Origin of the sequence: Mesorhizobium sp., from assembly GCF_005063415.1 — a bacterium.
Taxonomy (GTDB): Bacteria; Pseudomonadota; Alphaproteobacteria; order Rhizobiales; family Rhizobiaceae; genus Mesorhizobium.
Genome location: NZ_SUEG01000045.1, coordinates 1 through 14404, shown reverse-complemented (window position 1 = coordinate 14404; position 14404 = coordinate 1). Strand labels below are relative to the sequence as shown.

13 protein-coding genes and 1 tRNA gene are annotated in these 14404 nt (G+C 60.9%); 5 read left to right on the top strand and 9 right to left on the bottom strand.

From position 1 onward, the window contains the following. Positions 1-5: 5 nt before the first annotated feature. From E5W70_RS14390 to E5W70_RS14355, 8 genes are all read right to left on the bottom strand, one after another. On the bottom strand, positions 6-1481 hold the full coding sequence (locus tag E5W70_RS14390) for an FAD-dependent oxidoreductase (RefSeq protein ID WP_292659155.1): 1476 nt from the start codon (positions 1479-1481) through the stop codon (positions 6-8). 1 nt (position 1482) lies between these two features. Further along, entirely contained in the window at positions 1483-2532 is a 1050-nt protein-coding gene (locus tag E5W70_RS14385; protein ID WP_292659153.1) for a hypothetical protein, read from the bottom strand. A 294-nt stretch (positions 2533-2826) separates the two neighbouring features. Continuing rightward, complete coding sequence (locus tag E5W70_RS14380; RefSeq protein ID WP_292659150.1) at positions 2827-4197, bottom strand: TRAP transporter large permease subunit; 1371 nt, start codon at positions 4195-4197, stop codon at positions 2827-2829. A 3-nt stretch (positions 4198-4200) separates the two neighbouring features. After that, positions 4201-5286: a TRAP transporter small permease subunit gene (locus E5W70_RS14375; protein WP_292659146.1), complete on the bottom strand. Its 1086-nt coding sequence runs from the start codon at positions 5284-5286 to the stop codon at positions 4201-4203. Positions 5287-5362: 76 nt separating this feature from the next. Further along, the gene (gene dctP, locus E5W70_RS14370) at positions 5363-6481 is read right to left on the bottom strand and encodes a TRAP transporter substrate-binding protein DctP (RefSeq protein ID WP_292659144.1); all 1119 of its coding nucleotides are present in this window, start codon (positions 6479-6481) and stop codon (positions 5363-5365) included. Positions 6482-7419: 938 nt separating this feature from the next. Then, complete coding sequence (locus tag E5W70_RS14365; protein ID WP_292659141.1) at positions 7420-8517, bottom strand: cupin-like domain-containing protein; 1098 nt, start codon at positions 8515-8517, stop codon at positions 7420-7422. Positions 8518-8925: 408 nt separating this feature from the next. Then, positions 8926-9002, bottom strand: a tRNA-Arg gene (locus E5W70_RS14360). Positions 9003-9049: 47 nt separating this feature from the next. Continuing rightward, positions 9050-9742 carry a helix-turn-helix domain-containing protein gene (locus E5W70_RS14355; RefSeq protein ID WP_292659138.1) on the bottom strand — a complete coding sequence of 231 codons (693 nt, stop codon included), beginning with the start codon at positions 9740-9742 and terminating at the stop codon, positions 9050-9052. A 339-nt stretch (positions 9743-10081) separates the two neighbouring features. Between E5W70_RS14355 and E5W70_RS14350 the strand changes: the two genes are divergently transcribed. The 4 genes from E5W70_RS14350 to E5W70_RS14335 all read left to right on the top strand — a co-directional run bounded on the left by E5W70_RS14350 (position 10082) and on the right by E5W70_RS14335 (position 11680). Next, the gene (locus E5W70_RS14350; RefSeq protein WP_023677873.1) at positions 10082-10408 is read left to right on the top strand and encodes a DUF1330 domain-containing protein; all 327 of its coding nucleotides are present in this window, start codon (positions 10082-10084) and stop codon (positions 10406-10408) included. A 121-nt stretch (positions 10409-10529) separates the two neighbouring features. Beyond that, positions 10530-11060, top strand: a complete 531-nt coding sequence (locus E5W70_RS14345; RefSeq protein ID WP_292659133.1) for a hypothetical protein — start codon at positions 10530-10532, stop codon at positions 11058-11060. A gap of 135 nt (positions 11061-11195) precedes the next feature. Then, positions 11196-11495, top strand: coding sequence for a hypothetical protein (locus E5W70_RS14340; RefSeq protein ID WP_292659131.1), 300 nt, complete (start codon positions 11196-11198; stop codon positions 11493-11495). A gap of 41 nt (positions 11496-11536) precedes the next feature. Continuing rightward, a complete protein-coding gene (locus tag E5W70_RS14335; protein ID WP_292659128.1) occupies positions 11537-11680 on the top strand; it encodes a hypothetical protein in 144 nt (47 codons plus the stop codon). A 72-nt stretch (positions 11681-11752) separates the two neighbouring features. Here the strand turns inward: E5W70_RS14335 and E5W70_RS14330 are convergent, their stop codons facing one another. Beyond that, positions 11753-12916 carry a M20 aminoacylase family protein gene (locus tag E5W70_RS14330; protein WP_292659126.1) on the bottom strand — a complete coding sequence of 388 codons (1164 nt, stop codon included), beginning with the start codon at positions 12914-12916 and terminating at the stop codon, positions 11753-11755. 269 nt (positions 12917-13185) lie between these two features. On the opposite strand from E5W70_RS14330, the gene E5W70_RS14325 reads away from it, so the two are divergent. Further along, positions 13186-14364, top strand: a complete 1179-nt coding sequence (locus E5W70_RS14325; protein ID WP_292659218.1) for a D-alanyl-D-alanine carboxypeptidase family protein — start codon at positions 13186-13188, stop codon at positions 14362-14364. Positions 14365-14404 lie beyond the last annotated feature (40 nt).

Sequence of the window (14404 nt, the reverse complement as noted above, 5' to 3'; positions counted from 1 at the left end):
CGCCTTCACAATGTAATCTGGGCAAGCGGTTTTCGGGCAGGGCCGTGGATGACCGAACCGTCGGCGGCGAAGATCGAGCCGTGGCAGGGACAATCCCAGGTGTGGTCCGCATTGTTCCAGGTTACGGTGCAGCCCTTGTGGGTGCACGTCGCCGAAACCGCCTGGAGTGCGCCTTCGGTGTCTCGCCACGCCGCAATCTTTTCGTCTCCCCTGACGATCACGCCACCCATGCCGGGCGCAATGTCGTGGGTGCTCGAGACGATCGATTGACTGCGGCCATTGTTGTGGAAGCCCTCGGGATAGGGCCGCGCCGGATCGTAGAGTTTTTGCCATGGGCTCGGGCGAGCGCAAATCAGGTCGGCGATCATCGTGCCCACGGCCGTCCCGTTGGTGATGCCCCAGGCGTTGAAGCCCGTGGCAATGTGGAAGCCGGCGGCCTTGGGGGGATCGGGTTCGCCGGCATATGGGATCCTGTCGGCCGTATCATAATCCTCATTGCACCAGCGCCAGGCGACGTCGCCGACCGGAAGGTTCTTTCTCGCCCATTTTTCCAGTTCGACGAACCGCCTCGCCACGTCGCCATCCCAGCCGGTGTTGAATTTGGGGCCGAGCGCGACCAGCAGTGGACCGTCGGCATCACGGCCTGTGCGAATGGAATGCGTCGGGTCGTCGATGCCGATGAACATGCCGTCGACAGGGAGGGGATCATCGATCCGAAAGGCCATCACGGTGTGGCAGCGCGGTTGCGTCCGGTTCGCTATGCCGACGGGGCTCTTCACCGTCATGTTGGTGGCGACGACGACGTGCCCGGCATCGACTGCGCCGGCATCGGTGACGACGCGCCAGCGGCTTGCCTCGTCGATCGAGGTGGCGCGGCTGTTCTCGAAGATCCGACCGCCACGCGATGTCACCGCTTCCGCGAGGCCAACCAGATACATCGCCGGATTGAACTGCGCCTGGTCGGGGAACCGTAATGCCGCGGCCGTTTCGAAAGGCAGTGGTGCGCGTTCGAGAAGCTCGGCCTCCAGCCCGACCTGACGCGCGGCCTCCGCCTCGGCCGCGACCTTCGCGCGCCGGCTTTCATCGCAGGTGTAGGTATAGGCGTCCTTGCCTTCGAGATCGCAGGCGATGGCGTAGTTGTTGACCCAATCGTGGATTTGTCGCGCGCCGGCGGAATTCGCATCAGCATAGGTCTGCGCCAGGTCCCGGCCAACGCTGTCGATGAGATGACGATAGATCAGCGCATGCTGCGTGGTGATCTTGGCCGTCGAGCGGCCGGTCACCTGGCCACCTACGCGCAAGCCTTCAATGACGATCACCGACCGGCCCGCCTCGCAAAGCCAAAGCGCCGTCGTCAGCCCGACGATTCCGGCCCCCACGACAACGGCGTCCGCACGGATCGAACCTTCGAGCTGAGGATAGTTCGTGGATCTGGCTGCCGCCACCCAACAGCTTCCCGGTTTTCCCAAGAGAATGGCCATTTCAACCGCGTCCCTTGCGTCTCGATGCACTTCCATCGACAACCGCGCCGGCGGAGGAACGTTCCCGAGCTTGGTCGCCTTCAATCATTGTCTCGCCACCCCGGGTCAGAAAAGCACCGGGAAGATGCGAGGTGCAGGCCATCACCCAGGTGATCGCCTCGCGGTCGTATTCGTCGCCGGAGCGCCAGTCCTCGAAGAAGGCGTTCAGCCTATCGACACGCCCCGGCCTGATACCGGCGGCCTGCAGGCCGAGCGAAACGCCGTAATTGGTGAAGGCGAACTTGGTGTCGCGCAGCCATGGGGCGCGGCTGAAATATCCGGGCGGGTCGACCCACATCGTTTCCAGGGTTCGCAGCGAACGCCTTGTCTGGGCCTCGGCCCACGGCTCGTCGGGAAAGAAATGGGCGAGCCACAGCATCATGCCGAGGCCGAGGTCCTGCTCGATGTCGAGGGTGCGCCAATCGCGCTCCATCAGGTCACGCATTTGCGCGATCTCGGGCGCCAGTTCCTCTTCGTCGAGCATCCGGTAAGAGACGTAGCCGTCATAGGCATCCATGCTGCCGAGGCCGTAGCCGGGGTAAGGACGGCTCAGATCCTCCTGCATCTTCCAGATCACGCCGCGGCCGGGGACCACAAAGGCCGGGTGAATGTCGCGCGCCAGCGCAATGCCGCGCTTGCGGTATTCCGGGTTCAGATCGCCGAGACGCGCCAGGGCGAACAGCCACATCGCCAGATAGTGGAAATACTGGCCGTCGCGATCGGCCGCTTCGCCGATCCTCAGTCCGCGCCGGCGGCCGAGCACACGCTCGACATCCACGACCAGCCATTCGGCCGCGTCCAGCCAGCGCTGTTCGCCAGTTTCTGTGTAAAGCGAGACGTAGAGCACGACCCCGAATGCATCGGTCCAGAGATATCGCAAGCCGTTGGGCCAGATGCCTTCGGCGCGCATCCAGTCGAGTTTTCGCAGGACGTAGTCGACGTCACGCAGCATCGCGCCAAGGCCCGAACTGGCCGAGCCGGCCGATGTTCGGTGTCGCGCGATTGTGAGCATGCAGAATTTCGAGCATGTCTCTCCTCGTCCGGTTGATCTGTCGCGAAACGATCTGATCGGCGGCAGGTTCCTTGGCCATCTCGACAACGACAGATGCGGCGGCATTCCCGGGGCGGCGTAGGCCAGATAACCAAGACTGGTCGAGAGCGATAGACCCGCACTCGCAGCCAGGATTGTTTCAAGAAGCGATCTCATGACGGCGCGCAAGGAAGGCAAAAAAGGTGGCGCAGTTCAATCGAAAAGCCATCAAATTCGATTGATCCTGGTGTCGGATGACGCAAGCCGCAAATGTAGTCAATAGCCTCCGTACATGACCTTCGGCAGCCAGACGACGATTGAGGGGAACACGATGCACAGTCCCACTCCGATCGCCTGCAGGCACAAGAAGGGGACTGCGGATCGGAAGATCGTCGCCATCGAGATCTCCGGCGGCGCAACGCTCTTCAGATAGAACAGCGAATAGCCGAAAGGCGGGCTAAGGAACGCCATCTGCATGTTGACCATGAAAATGACACCATACCACAGCGGCACGTCTTCAGGAGCCACACCGGCTAACCCGAACGTGCCGCCGAATTCGAGTGACCTAAGGATGGGCAGAAAGATCGGTACGGTGAGAAGGAGAATGCCCACCCAGTCCAGAAACATGCCGAGGACGAACAGGATGATCATCATCAGAACAAGAACGCCGTACGGCGCCAAGCCTGTTCCGAGTATGGATTCGGCGACGAAGCTCTGGCCGCCCTTCAGGATGAAGAAGCCGACGAACATGGTGGCGCCGAAGAATATCCACATTACCATTGCCGTGGCCTTAAGCGTCGCGACACTGGCTTCGCGGATCGTGTCCCAGTTCAGGCGCCGATGTGCGGCACAGACGATGAAAGCACCGAACGTGCCGATGCCGGCGGCTTCGACCGGCGTGGCAATGCCCATGAAGATGACCCCGAGCACAAGCAGGATCAGCAGTATCGGCATGAACGTGCGGCGCAAAAGCTTGATTTTTTTGGCGAATGCGATGCGCTCGTCCGGCGGCAACGCAGGGCCGAGCTTGGGGTTGATGTAACAGCGCGCCGTCACGTAGGCGACATACATCCCGGACAGCATCAGCCCGGGGAACACCGACCCGATCAAAAGCTCGCCCAGCGACTGCTGCGCCACGACGGCATAGACGATCGCCATGACGGAAGGGGGTATGAGAATACCAAGGGTCCCGCCTGCAAGAAGCGAGCCGCAAGCGAGCTTGGCGTCATAGTTGCGGCGCAGCATGGCGGGAAGCGCGATCATGCCCATCGTCACTTCCGTCGCCCCGACGACACCGACCATCGCGGCCAGCAGCGTGCAGGAGATCACCGTGGCCGAAGCGAGCCCGCCTTTCAGCCCGCCCAGCCATTTGTAGACGACATCGAACAGCTCCTCGATGATGCCCGCCTTCTCGAGAATCGCGGCCATGAAGATGAAAAGCGGCACCGCCGAGAGCTGATAATCCGTCATGAACGGGAAGACCCGAGCAGGCAGCATGTTCAGCATGGCCGAATTGCCGAACAAAAAGAGGAAGAGCACGGCGAGGCTGCCGGTGCAGAAGGCCATCGGCAGTCCGAGCAGCAGAAGGACGCCCAGACCCCCGAACATCAAAATGCTGAGCCACAGGATCGGAAGCTCGAGACCCATCGCTCAGCCGATCCTTCCGAATGCAGTGGCGATGTCTCGCATCAGCCGGGACAGGCCCTGAAGCAGCAGGAGCGCCGCCCCGATTGGGATCGCGAGCTTTACCGGCCAGTATTGGATGCCCCATTCGGTGAACGAGCGTTCGCCAACCGCCATGGCATCGCTCGCAAATCGCCATCCTGTGACCAGCATGGTGCCGGTGAACAGGAAGAAGAAGGCCGAGGTGATGATGTCGCAGACAGCACGACCGCGTTCGGTGAGATGGCTGTAGACAATGTCTACCCTGACATGCGATTCGTCGCGGTAGGCATAAGCGCCTGCCAGCATGTACTGGATGCCGAACATAAGAAACATGCTTTCATGCACCCAGTTCGTCGGTGAGTTGAAAACAAAACGGGCCACCACTTCGTAGTAATACGCCATCACTGCGAGAACCGACCAGTAGGCGACCAACTCGCCCGTCACCTTGACCAGCCGGTCGACAGGCCGGAAAGCGGCGAGCGGCATCTTGACGGGCGTGGCGGGAACGTCGGTCACAATCGGATGGGTTTCTGTTGGATTCGGTTGAACCTCACGTTCGCGGGCGCGTCGAACCAGGCCGGGCATCAGAAAGGCGTCGCCTGCGAGAGCGAGACCAAGCAGAAGTCCGGCAATTCGGCCAATGCTGTTGGCGCGCTCGAGCCTATGGGCGGCGGCGGCCAGATTTTCGCGCGCCACCGTGGCGTCTGCCTCAGCTTTCGCCAGGCGATCGGCAGCACCCTCTTTGCTGGCTGCCACATCTGCCTTGGCATGCAGCAACAGCCTTTCAGCGTGTTCGCTCTGGAATCGCGCGAGCGACACTGCCTCACGTCCGTCGCGTACCTGGGCGCCCGTCCAAAGCACTGCAATGAAGAGCGGGATAAAAGTGAATCCCCACCTGCTCTTCAGATAAAAGCGGTGCATGCCGAGGAAGCCCGCAGTGACCAGGAACAGGTAAGCAAGAAAGAGATTCGGACGGCCGGCATCGCGCTGTGCCCGCTCGCGATGCACAAGGAAGCCCGCGGCAACCGGGAAAAGCACGAGGCTTGACCAGTATAGCCAGTGCGGCAGCACGAATGTGAGTGAGGGCATCGGCGACTGCCTCTTGCAGGAGAGTGCGCCCGCCCGGACAGGGCGGGCGCGGAGAGCCTCAGAGGTTGATCGACAATCCCTGATACATGTCCGGCGTTACGTAACCGACGGTCGGGTTCTCCATCACCTCAAGCTGCAGTCTGAAGATTCGCGCGGCGTCCTTGTCCTTATTGGCCCACTCGAACCAGATCGGCACCGCGATTTCCTGGAACTTCTGGAGGTCCTCCGCTCCAAGCCGATTGATTTCAATGCCGGCATCCAGGAATTTCTGCCAGGCCTCCATGTCGGCCTTCTGGATGGCCCCGAAATGAGTGTTGGAATAGACTTGGATTTCGTCTTCCACGAACTCCTTGAGGTTGTCCGGGAGTTGGTTCCAGACGTTCATGTTGACGGCAAAGTCCATCAGATCGACGGGCTGGTATACGGACATCAGACCGGCTGGGCCCATGGAAATGTACTTGGTCACCTGCTGGAATCCGAGCGCCCAGTTTACCGCCGGCCCAGTGTAGTCGGCTGCATCGATCGTGCCTTTCTCGAGCGCGGAGAATACCTCGCCCCCCGGCAGCAGCGTCGTCTTGGCGCCGGCTTTCGCGAATGTCTCGGCGATCATGCCGCCCGGTACGCGCAGCTTCAGATCCCTGAAATCCTCGATCGAGCGGATCGGTGTCTTTGAGTGGATGATGTTCGGGCCGTGGTGAATGCGGTTGACGTAGTAAAGACCTTGTTTCGCATAAAGGTCGCGCGCGGCCTGCAGACCACCTTTTGAATAGAAGAAGATGTCCCATTCGTGCGGATAGCGTAGCCCCATCGTGTAAGAAGACAGGAACGCTGTCGCGGGAAGCTTACCGGCCCAGTAAAGTGAAAACGAATTCATCGCTTCCAGGACGCCGTTCTTCACCCCGTCGAGCAGCTCGAAGTCACCGACGATGTCCTTTGCCTTGAACGGCTGAAATTCGAGTTGGCCTCCGGTCTTTTCCTTGATGGTGCCACACCAGTTTTGGAAAGTTTCAAGTCCGACACCGGCCGGCCACGAGGTTTGAATCTTCCAGATGATTGTGTCAGCGGCTCCGGCCCTTCGAACCCAGGGAGCGGTAACCGCCGTCGCCGTTAGCCCAGCGACAAGTCCACTCGTCTTTAGAAATCTTCGCCTTGATTGGGAATGCGATTCTCCGTCCATTGTCTTCCTCCCTGTTCGGCAAGCGGACCTGGGCCCGCCGCCGGTCTCAAAACGTAAAATCCAATGGCACAACGGATGCCCCTTTCTTCTGGGACCAGAGCTGCCCCTTTCGCATCGGTTGTGGCTGAATTGCCAAGGCCGCTAACGAGAGCGAAAGGAACTGGCGCGCAGCTTGCAAATAACATAGCGCAGCGCGATGATTTTCAATCACTGCGCGCCCGACCCGCAATATGCTCGTGCGGTTTCACTGAATCCATCCTTTTTAGTGGGTTATCGCCTTAGTCCACGCAGCGTTCCTCCTGCTTATCCGACGCTCGGTGCGGCTTTCGTCCCTGCTTCTCAGGCCGAAACATTGGCCAGGTGACTGCACTCCGTGGTCCTGGTTTGCGTCGAAACGCCAGCGGTGCTGACCGCCGCTTTGGTGGCAAAGGCAATGCAACGGATTTGGAGCGCTGACTGCATTCGGCTTGGATTTCATCCAAAGAACTCTCCAACTTCCGGTCGTGCGGCGACGTAGAGTACGACCCCGAATGCATCGGTGCACAGATACCGCAAGCCGTTGGGCCAGATGCCTTCGGGCGCATCGCGCCAAGGCCCGAACTCAAGGCAGCCTTTGCCGATGTTCGGTTCCACGCGATTGCAAGCATGCGGCAAATCTGCCTCCGCTCCGGTTGATCCGGCCAGATACCGCCAAACGATCTGATCGGCGGCAGGTTCCTTGGCGGACCGGTTGAGGGACCGCCTGATCATGAGTTTCAGGTCCAGGCGTTCACTTCCGCACGGTGGAGGTTTCATTGCCGCACCCGATCGTGCTCTCCCTGGGCAGCATCAACGCCGACGAGCGGAGCAATACAGAAAGCGACAGCCGCGCGAACACGGCAAAAAAGTGCACTGTCACCGTATTCCAGCTCAGAGCGGTCCGAAATCCGGGATGCAGGTCAGTCCCGAACAGATAGTTCAGCCGCGGGATGCGAGAGCGCCTCAAACTCTGCCTTCGTTAGCTCTTGCTCGGTCTGAAGCCACCGCGCCAAGAGGACTCCGAAACCTTCGGGGATCCGCAATGCCTTTGCTTGGTCTCGCCCCAACTGCGCCAGGAATGCGCACCATTGATCGTATTCCGTTTTGCCGGTGTCGCTCTTCCACTCAACATAGGCATACTGGGCCACAGTCTTAATTTCGTGGCTGGGGATCGGTTCGATGCGGTAATGGTATGCGCCCTGCAGGACCTGATAACCGAATACAAGCAGAGCGCCGGCCCAGTCCAGCGCACTCCGTTTCAAACGCCGGTTGATGCTGACGGAGAATCCCTCGGTTTCAACCTCGTGCCACCAATGTACTGGCATGTACAAAACGTCACCTGCATTCAGTACGGCAATCTCTCCATGCAGTTGCTTCAACAACGGGAACTGATCAAAATCGGGATTATTCAGATCCACAAGCGCTCGCCTGGGCTTGTCGGCCGTCTTTTCATGCTGCGGATAGATGAAACTATAATCCCAAGGGGGGAACATTTTTACCGCTTTTGTCCCATGTAGCTGCACCAGGAATGCGTACCAATGATCATAATGCGCCTTGGCGGTAACCCCTTCGGAAGCAACATAGGGAGACGAGCCAACGAACTCCAGGTCGCTTGGCCAGGGCAATGCTTCCAGAAGACTGCTCGGGACTTTCCCACCAAACATGTAGTAGCGCTCGTTTGCGTCGATCAGTGGTCGCCATTTCCCCTGGCCTAGGATCCGGTCGAACAACTCGCGAAAGGTCATTTCGTGGGTCATTCCGCTCTTGCGCAAAACATAGGATGCAGTGGAAACCGTGGCATCGTCCCCTGGAATCACCGTAACCTGCCCGGTATTCCGCGCCCATTTGGGGTCATCCAATCCCCAACCGTCGGAGGCTGAAACCCAGCCTCGAACAACAAACGGCCGATTTTGCCGGATTGCCGTGGGGATTCGTCTGCGGTCAATCTCCTCGATCGGTTTCATGTCAAGCTTTGGCGTTTTGGGAGCTGTTTCGGCGAGTTTGGCGTTGCTGGCCATGGTTTGCACCCTTATTGAGATGACCTTAATCAAAGAAATAGAACACAAATTGCGTTTCAGCTGGATGCTATGTAGCTGTCGGGGGCGATGTCGTCGTGCATTCGAATGGCAGCGATCCAGACACTATGGTGTTCAACAGCCGTGCTGATCGAGGAAAGCCGTCACCTGGCAGCGCGACACGCCGCTAGTCTGGCAGAGTTTGGCGCTGTTTCCATTCCCTACCGTGAGAATGTCGAGTTCAGCGTTCAGCCTGCGCATGCGCGGCGTCGACAAGGCCGAGCGGCGGCGACGCGTCGATAAGTGGCTGGAGCGCATGCAGATCGGAGAGTTGCCGAGTTGCCGAGCGCAGCGTTGCACATTTTTCGGCGGAACTTCCTACGGCGGCGGTTCACTAAGCCTTTGAAACTGTGGTGATCCCGACAGGAATCGAACCTGTGACCTACAGATTAGGAATCTGCCGCTCTATCCTACTGAGCTACGGGACCATCGCGCCCGACACATAACCGCTTCGGATCGTTTCGCCAAGAGGCAGCTAGGCTGCTCGCTTGGGTTCGACAGCGAACGGGCTCAGGCCCAGCCAGGTCTGCATTTTACGGGCGATATCCTGGTCTCCCGTCAAGATGACTTTCGCCCCGGCCTTCTCGACGGTGATCAGCCCCATCCAGATTTCGGTCATGGTGTGCAGGTCGGTCGAGACGTAGAGATCGACATCGAAGCCCGGATCGTACCAGCAGAGGTCGACCTCGCCGTGCTTCTCGACGATCAGCCACCATGACCGTTTGGAGGCGGGGAGCTCCTGATACAGAAACTGTATCACCGTGCGGCCGTCGGGCAGCGGCGACGCGTTGAGATTGCGCCGCATGTCCCACATCAGCAGCGACGGATCGAGGTTCTTCAGCGACAGCCGCGACTCGACCCATTTCTGCCCCCAAAAGCCCATCGCCTCGACGACGGAACGCAGATCCCGGCCAGCCTCTGTCATCCGGTATTCGAAGATGCCTTTCTCGCCGCGCACCTCCTTGCGCTCGACGATCCCGGCCAGCTCGAGCTCCTTGAGCCGTTGCGACAGAAGGGTCGGCGACATTTTGGGGACGCCGCGGCGCAGATCGTTGAAACGGGTCGAGCCCGCCACCAATTCGCGAAGCAGAACCATGGTCCAGCGGGTGCACAGCACCTCCGCGGCCATCGATAACGGGCAGAACTGCTTGTATCCGGCCTGGGTCATGATGTTGCCTTCCCCTCAAACTCCGCCGGGACAATAGGCCTTTCCCCGCGGCACGGCGAGTACAGAAACTGTACCGGCCCAGTGTGGTGGATTTGAAATTCCTGCTTTCTGGGTGGCATCAGCGTTAGGAACTTCAAATCCAAAACCACACTGGAAATCCAAGCACTTGCTGGTGTGGCTTTTGAATCCGAAATTCGCTCGCTGCGTTGCTCCAAAGTGAATGCGAATTTCGGATTCGCCACACCAGTACAGATCGCGGACTGGCTGGCGCCGGCCTTGCCATGCGACCCCTCTGCCGCTGCACGGGATACCCCTGTGCACGACCAGGAGACATGACCCATGACCGCTTACGTTATCGCAGACATCAAAGTGAGGGACCCGAAGTGGATGCCGGCCTATGCCGCTTCGGTCCACGACCTCGTTCACAAGCATGGCGGCAGATATCTGTCGCGCAGCGGCAATGTGAAGACGCTCGAAGGCAAGCCGCTCGACACGACGCTGATTGCCTTGATGGCGTTCCCGACCGAGGCCGCGGCTCGCGCCTTCACCGACGATCCTGCCTACGCACCCTTCGTTTCGGCCCGTCAGGGCGGCAGCGACAGCCGTTTCCAGCTGATCGACAATTCCGATCTGGCCGGAACGATCCCGTATCTGCCGAAGGGATGATCTTCCCCTGCATTCGTCGCATCGGGATAGGGATCTCCCAGCAACAACAGCCACAGCGCCCACCTGCCGGACCTCCTTACTTCCGGCGGCCGGCCGGGGTGTGCTTTTCAAGAAGAATGGAATGACTATGACAATCAACTTTCGCAACAAATTCCTCGCTGCCGCGGCGCTGCTGTCCGCCTGCACTGCATTGGCGCAGGCGCATGAGGCAGCGCCCGCGTCCGGTCCCAATCCGCTGGCCGACAAGGTGCGAGCCGCCAACAGCCGCTTCGAGAATGTGGCGGCGGCGACCGCCGAGGGCTATGCGCCCATTCCTTGCGCCAGCGGCATCACCGGCGGCGCCATGGGCATCCACTACGTCAATCCCGGCTACCTCAAGGACGACGCGGTCGATGTCGCCAAGCCCGAAGCCGTCATGTACGAGCCGACGGCCGACGGCACGTTAAAACTGATCGCGGTCGAATACATCACCTCGAAAGGCCCGGCCTCGCTCGATGGGCATCTGTTCAACTTCAACAGCGCGCCCAACCGCTACGGCCTCGGCCCGTTTTACGAGCTGCATGTCTGGGCCTGGAAGGGCAACCCGACCGGCGCGTTCGCCGACATGAACCCGAACGTGTCGTGCGAACCGACGACTGCTGCCAGCCAGTAAGCAGCGAGCCAGGCGGCGCCTACGCCGCCTGGCCGCGCTGAATTGCGGGGGCAGCCAGCAACGGGCGCAAAGACGGCTCGGATAGCGGAACTTTCGGGATGCCGACGCGCTTTAGTGTCCCGAGGAGAGACCGCCATGAGCGCTACAAAAGAGTTCTTTGAAACCTGGCTGCAGGAGAATGTCGGCAATTTGCCGGCCGAGAGCGAGGTGAGCGTCGCCGTCCTGGCGCAGCAATTCGAGCAGGATGCCGACGCTGCCGGCTATGGCCACGAGGTTCGTGAAGACGAGCTCGGCAACATCCAGGAGGCGATCGAGGCAGCGTTGAAAAAGGCGAGAACCGGCGACGAACCGCAGAATGCGGTCCCGATCGAAGACAGTGAACTGGCGCCGGTCATGGAGGCGCTGGAGGTCGAGGATCCGAAGAGCGGACCGTAGCGGTTGCGGCTCTTCCCTTCCACGCTACATGACCGGGCATAATGGATGCCAAACACCTCACACTCGGCGTCGTGATCGGCGTGGCTATCGGCGTCGTGTTGGACAACATTGTTGCGGGCATTGGTATAGGTATTGCTCTGGGCATTGCCTTCGGCCTTGCCCGGAAGTCATCCGGCCGGAGGTGACCAGCAGAACATATCCTGCCCAGTTTTGCCGCCCAGAGATGCGGCGGTCGCCGTACCGCCGGTGCCGAATCGCTACGCCGCCAGCGCCGTCTCCGCCAGCTTCACCCAATAGCTCATGCCGTGCGGGATGACCTCATCGTTGAAGTCGTAGGCCGGGTTGTGCAGGCCGGCGGTATCGCCATTGCCGATAAAGATGAATGCGCCCGGCCGCGCTTCCAGCATGTAGGAGAAATCCTCGCCGCCCATCACCGGCTGGATGGCGCGGTGCACATGGCTGTCGCCGGCCACGCCGGCCGCGATGTCGCTGGCAAAGACCGTCTCTTCCGGATGGTTGAACGTGACGGGGTAGTTGGCATCGTAATTGACCTCGATTGTCGCGCCGAAGGCAGCGCCCACGCCTTGGCAAAGCGCGCGGATGCGCTCTTCAGCCTTCTTGGCGACCTCCTTCTTCAGCGTGCGTACCGTGCCGGCGATCTCGGCGGTCTCTGGAATGACGTTATAGGCGTCGCCGGCGTGGAATTTCGTCACCGAGACGACCACCGCCTCGACCGGATCGGTGCTGCGCGAGGCGATCGTCTGCAATGCGCCGACAAGCTGGCTGGTGATGACGATCGGATCGATGGTGCCGTGCGGCATCGCCGCGTGGCCGCCCCGGCCCTTGACGGTGATGGTGAATTCGGCGGTCGCCGCCATGATCGGGCCCGGCCTGATGGCGAACTGGCCGACCGGCAGGCCCGGCATGTTGTGCATGCCGAACACCTTGGAGATGCCGAAGCGCTCCATCATGCCGTCCTTGACCATCTCGTTGCCGCCGCCGCCGCCCTCTTCGGCCGGCTGGAAGATGACCGCGACGGAGCCGGCGAAATTGCGCGTTTCGGCGAGGTATTTGGCGGCACCCAACAGCATCGCGGTGTGGCCGTCATGGCCACAGGCGTGCATCTTGCCGGGGACGGTCGAGGCGTAGGATTTGCCGGTGATCTCGTTGAGCGGCAGGGCGTCCATGTCGGCGCGCAGGCCGATGGTCGAGCCTTCGCCGTGGCGGCCGCGGATGATGCCGACGACGCCGGTCTTGCCCAAACCCGTCACGATGTCGTCGCAGCCGAAAGCCTTCAGCTTCTCGGTGACGAAGGCGGCGGTCTTGAAGACGTCGAAATTCAACTCCGGCGTCTGGTGCAAATGGCGGCGCCAGCCGGCCACCTCGTCCTGCATTTCGGCGGCTCGGTTCAGGATCGGCATGATGGTTCCATTTCGCTGTTGGAGCAGGCGGTCCTGGCCTGCTGCTTTGCATTGTGCCTGCTGCCTTGCAACCATGCACGCAGCTTTGCATTGTGCTGCTGCTTCCACATTGTGATCGGCAGCACTTTGCCATGTTGACGTCACATAGAGTAAATAGCACCGCGACTGTGGTCCGGGAACAGAGGGCCGGACCATTATCCTGGCGATCGTGTAACGAAATCTTACGAAGCCAGGTGCGACTGCGGCAAGAGGCTATTTCGGTTTCCATGATGCGCTACAGGCATTTCCTCAAACTGTTGGTGGCGGGCGCGGTGGTGCTTGCGGCGCTGGCCGGGCCTGCCTTGGCCAATCCGATCATCCTGTTCGACCTGAACAGCGGCAAGATCCTGCAGCACCAGGACGCATTCAGGCGCTGGTACCCGGCATCGCTGACCAAGCTGATGACCGCCTATGTGGCGTTTCGTGCGATTGCCGCGGGCGAGGTCCAGCTCGATTCGCCGATCAAGGTGACGAAACATTCGGCCGGCGAGCCGCCGAGCAAGATGGGTTTCAAGCCGGGCTCGGTGATGCGGCTGGACAACGCGCTGAAGATGATGCTGGTCAAATCGGCCAATGACATCGCCATGGCGGTCGGCGAGAATATCGGCGGTTCGCAAGCGGCTTTCGCCGAACGCATGAACGCCGAGGCGCGGCAGCTCGGCATGAGCGGGTCGCATTTCGTCAATCCGAACGGGCTCTATTCGCCGGACCAGTATACGACAGCGCGCGATCTCGCTTTGCTGGTGATGGCGATCCGCAAGGAATTTCCGCAATATGCCCCCTGGTTCTCGATCGAAGGCCTCGCCGTCGGCAAGAAGGCGATCTCCAACTACAACCTGCTGATCGGCCGCTATCCGGGTGCCGACGGCATGAAAACGGGTTTCGTCTGCTCGTCCGGTTTCAACATGATCGGCTCGGCGACCCGCAACGGCCGCACCCTGGTCGCCGTAGTGCTCGGCGAACAATCGGCCGTCACCCGCGCCGAGGCGGCGGCAAAACTGCTCGACCAGGGCTTTGCAACGCCGGCGCCGAGCTGGCTGACGGTCGCGGCGCTGCCCACCTATGGCGACACCATGTCGGCCAACGACATGAATGACGAGATTTGCAAGAAGAAGCCGGCCGAGGAGCAGTCGGAAGCAGCACCCGCCGTCGGCGACAAGGGCAAGGACGTGCCGAAATCGCCCTATCAGGAAAAGCTCGACCATGTGCCGACGCTGATCGCCGTCGGCCTCGGCGGCGCCACGGGACCGAAGCCGAAGGCGATGCTCGACGCCTCCGGGCAGGAATATGCCGACGTGCCGCTGCCGACATGGCGGCCGGACCGGGCGCCGCCGGCCGGCGCCGAGCCTGTTGTGGCCGGATCCGCCACCGCCGCGCAGGTCCAACCGCCGGCCAAGGCGCTGAACTAGCCGCATGGCCGGCTTCCCGATCCCCGTTTCGGTGCTCACC

What these genes read in the sequence shown, in the direction of transcription:
- E5W70_RS14345 (WP_292659133.1), top strand. Translation starts at nt 10,530, where the DNA reads ATGACTATGACAATCAACTTTCGCAACAAATTCCTCGCTGCCGCGGCG.
- E5W70_RS14390 (WP_292659155.1), bottom strand. Translation starts at nt 1,481, where the DNA reads ATGGCCATTCTCTTGGGAAAACCGGGAAGCTGTTGGGTGGCGGCAGCC.
- E5W70_RS14385 (WP_292659153.1), bottom strand. Translation starts at nt 2,532, where the DNA reads ATGCTCACAATCGCGCGACACCGAACATCGGCCGGCTCGGCCAGTTCG.
- E5W70_RS14340 (WP_292659131.1), top strand. Translation starts at nt 11,196, where the DNA reads ATGAGCGCTACAAAAGAGTTCTTTGAAACCTGGCTGCAGGAGAATGTC.
- E5W70_RS14325 (WP_292659218.1), top strand. Translation starts at nt 13,186, where the DNA reads ATGCGCTACAGGCATTTCCTCAAACTGTTGGTGGCGGGCGCGGTGGTG.
- E5W70_RS14350 (WP_023677873.1), top strand. Translation starts at nt 10,082, where the DNA reads ATGACCGCTTACGTTATCGCAGACATCAAAGTGAGGGACCCGAAGTGG.
- E5W70_RS14380 (WP_292659150.1), bottom strand. Translation starts at nt 4,197, where the DNA reads ATGGGTCTCGAGCTTCCGATCCTGTGGCTCAGCATTTTGATGTTCGGG.
- dctP (WP_292659144.1), bottom strand. Translation starts at nt 6,481, where the DNA reads ATGGACGGAGAATCGCATTCCCAATCAAGGCGAAGATTTCTAAAGACG.
- E5W70_RS14365 (WP_292659141.1), bottom strand. Translation starts at nt 8,517, where the DNA reads ATGGCCAGCAACGCCAAACTCGCCGAAACAGCTCCCAAAACGCCAAAG.
- E5W70_RS14355 (WP_292659138.1), bottom strand. Translation starts at nt 9,742, where the DNA reads ATGACCCAGGCCGGATACAAGCAGTTCTGCCCGTTATCGATGGCCGCG.
- E5W70_RS14330 (WP_292659126.1), bottom strand. Translation starts at nt 12,916, where the DNA reads ATGCCGATCCTGAACCGAGCCGCCGAAATGCAGGACGAGGTGGCCGGC.
- E5W70_RS14335 (WP_292659128.1), top strand. Translation starts at nt 11,537, where the DNA reads ATGGATGCCAAACACCTCACACTCGGCGTCGTGATCGGCGTGGCTATC.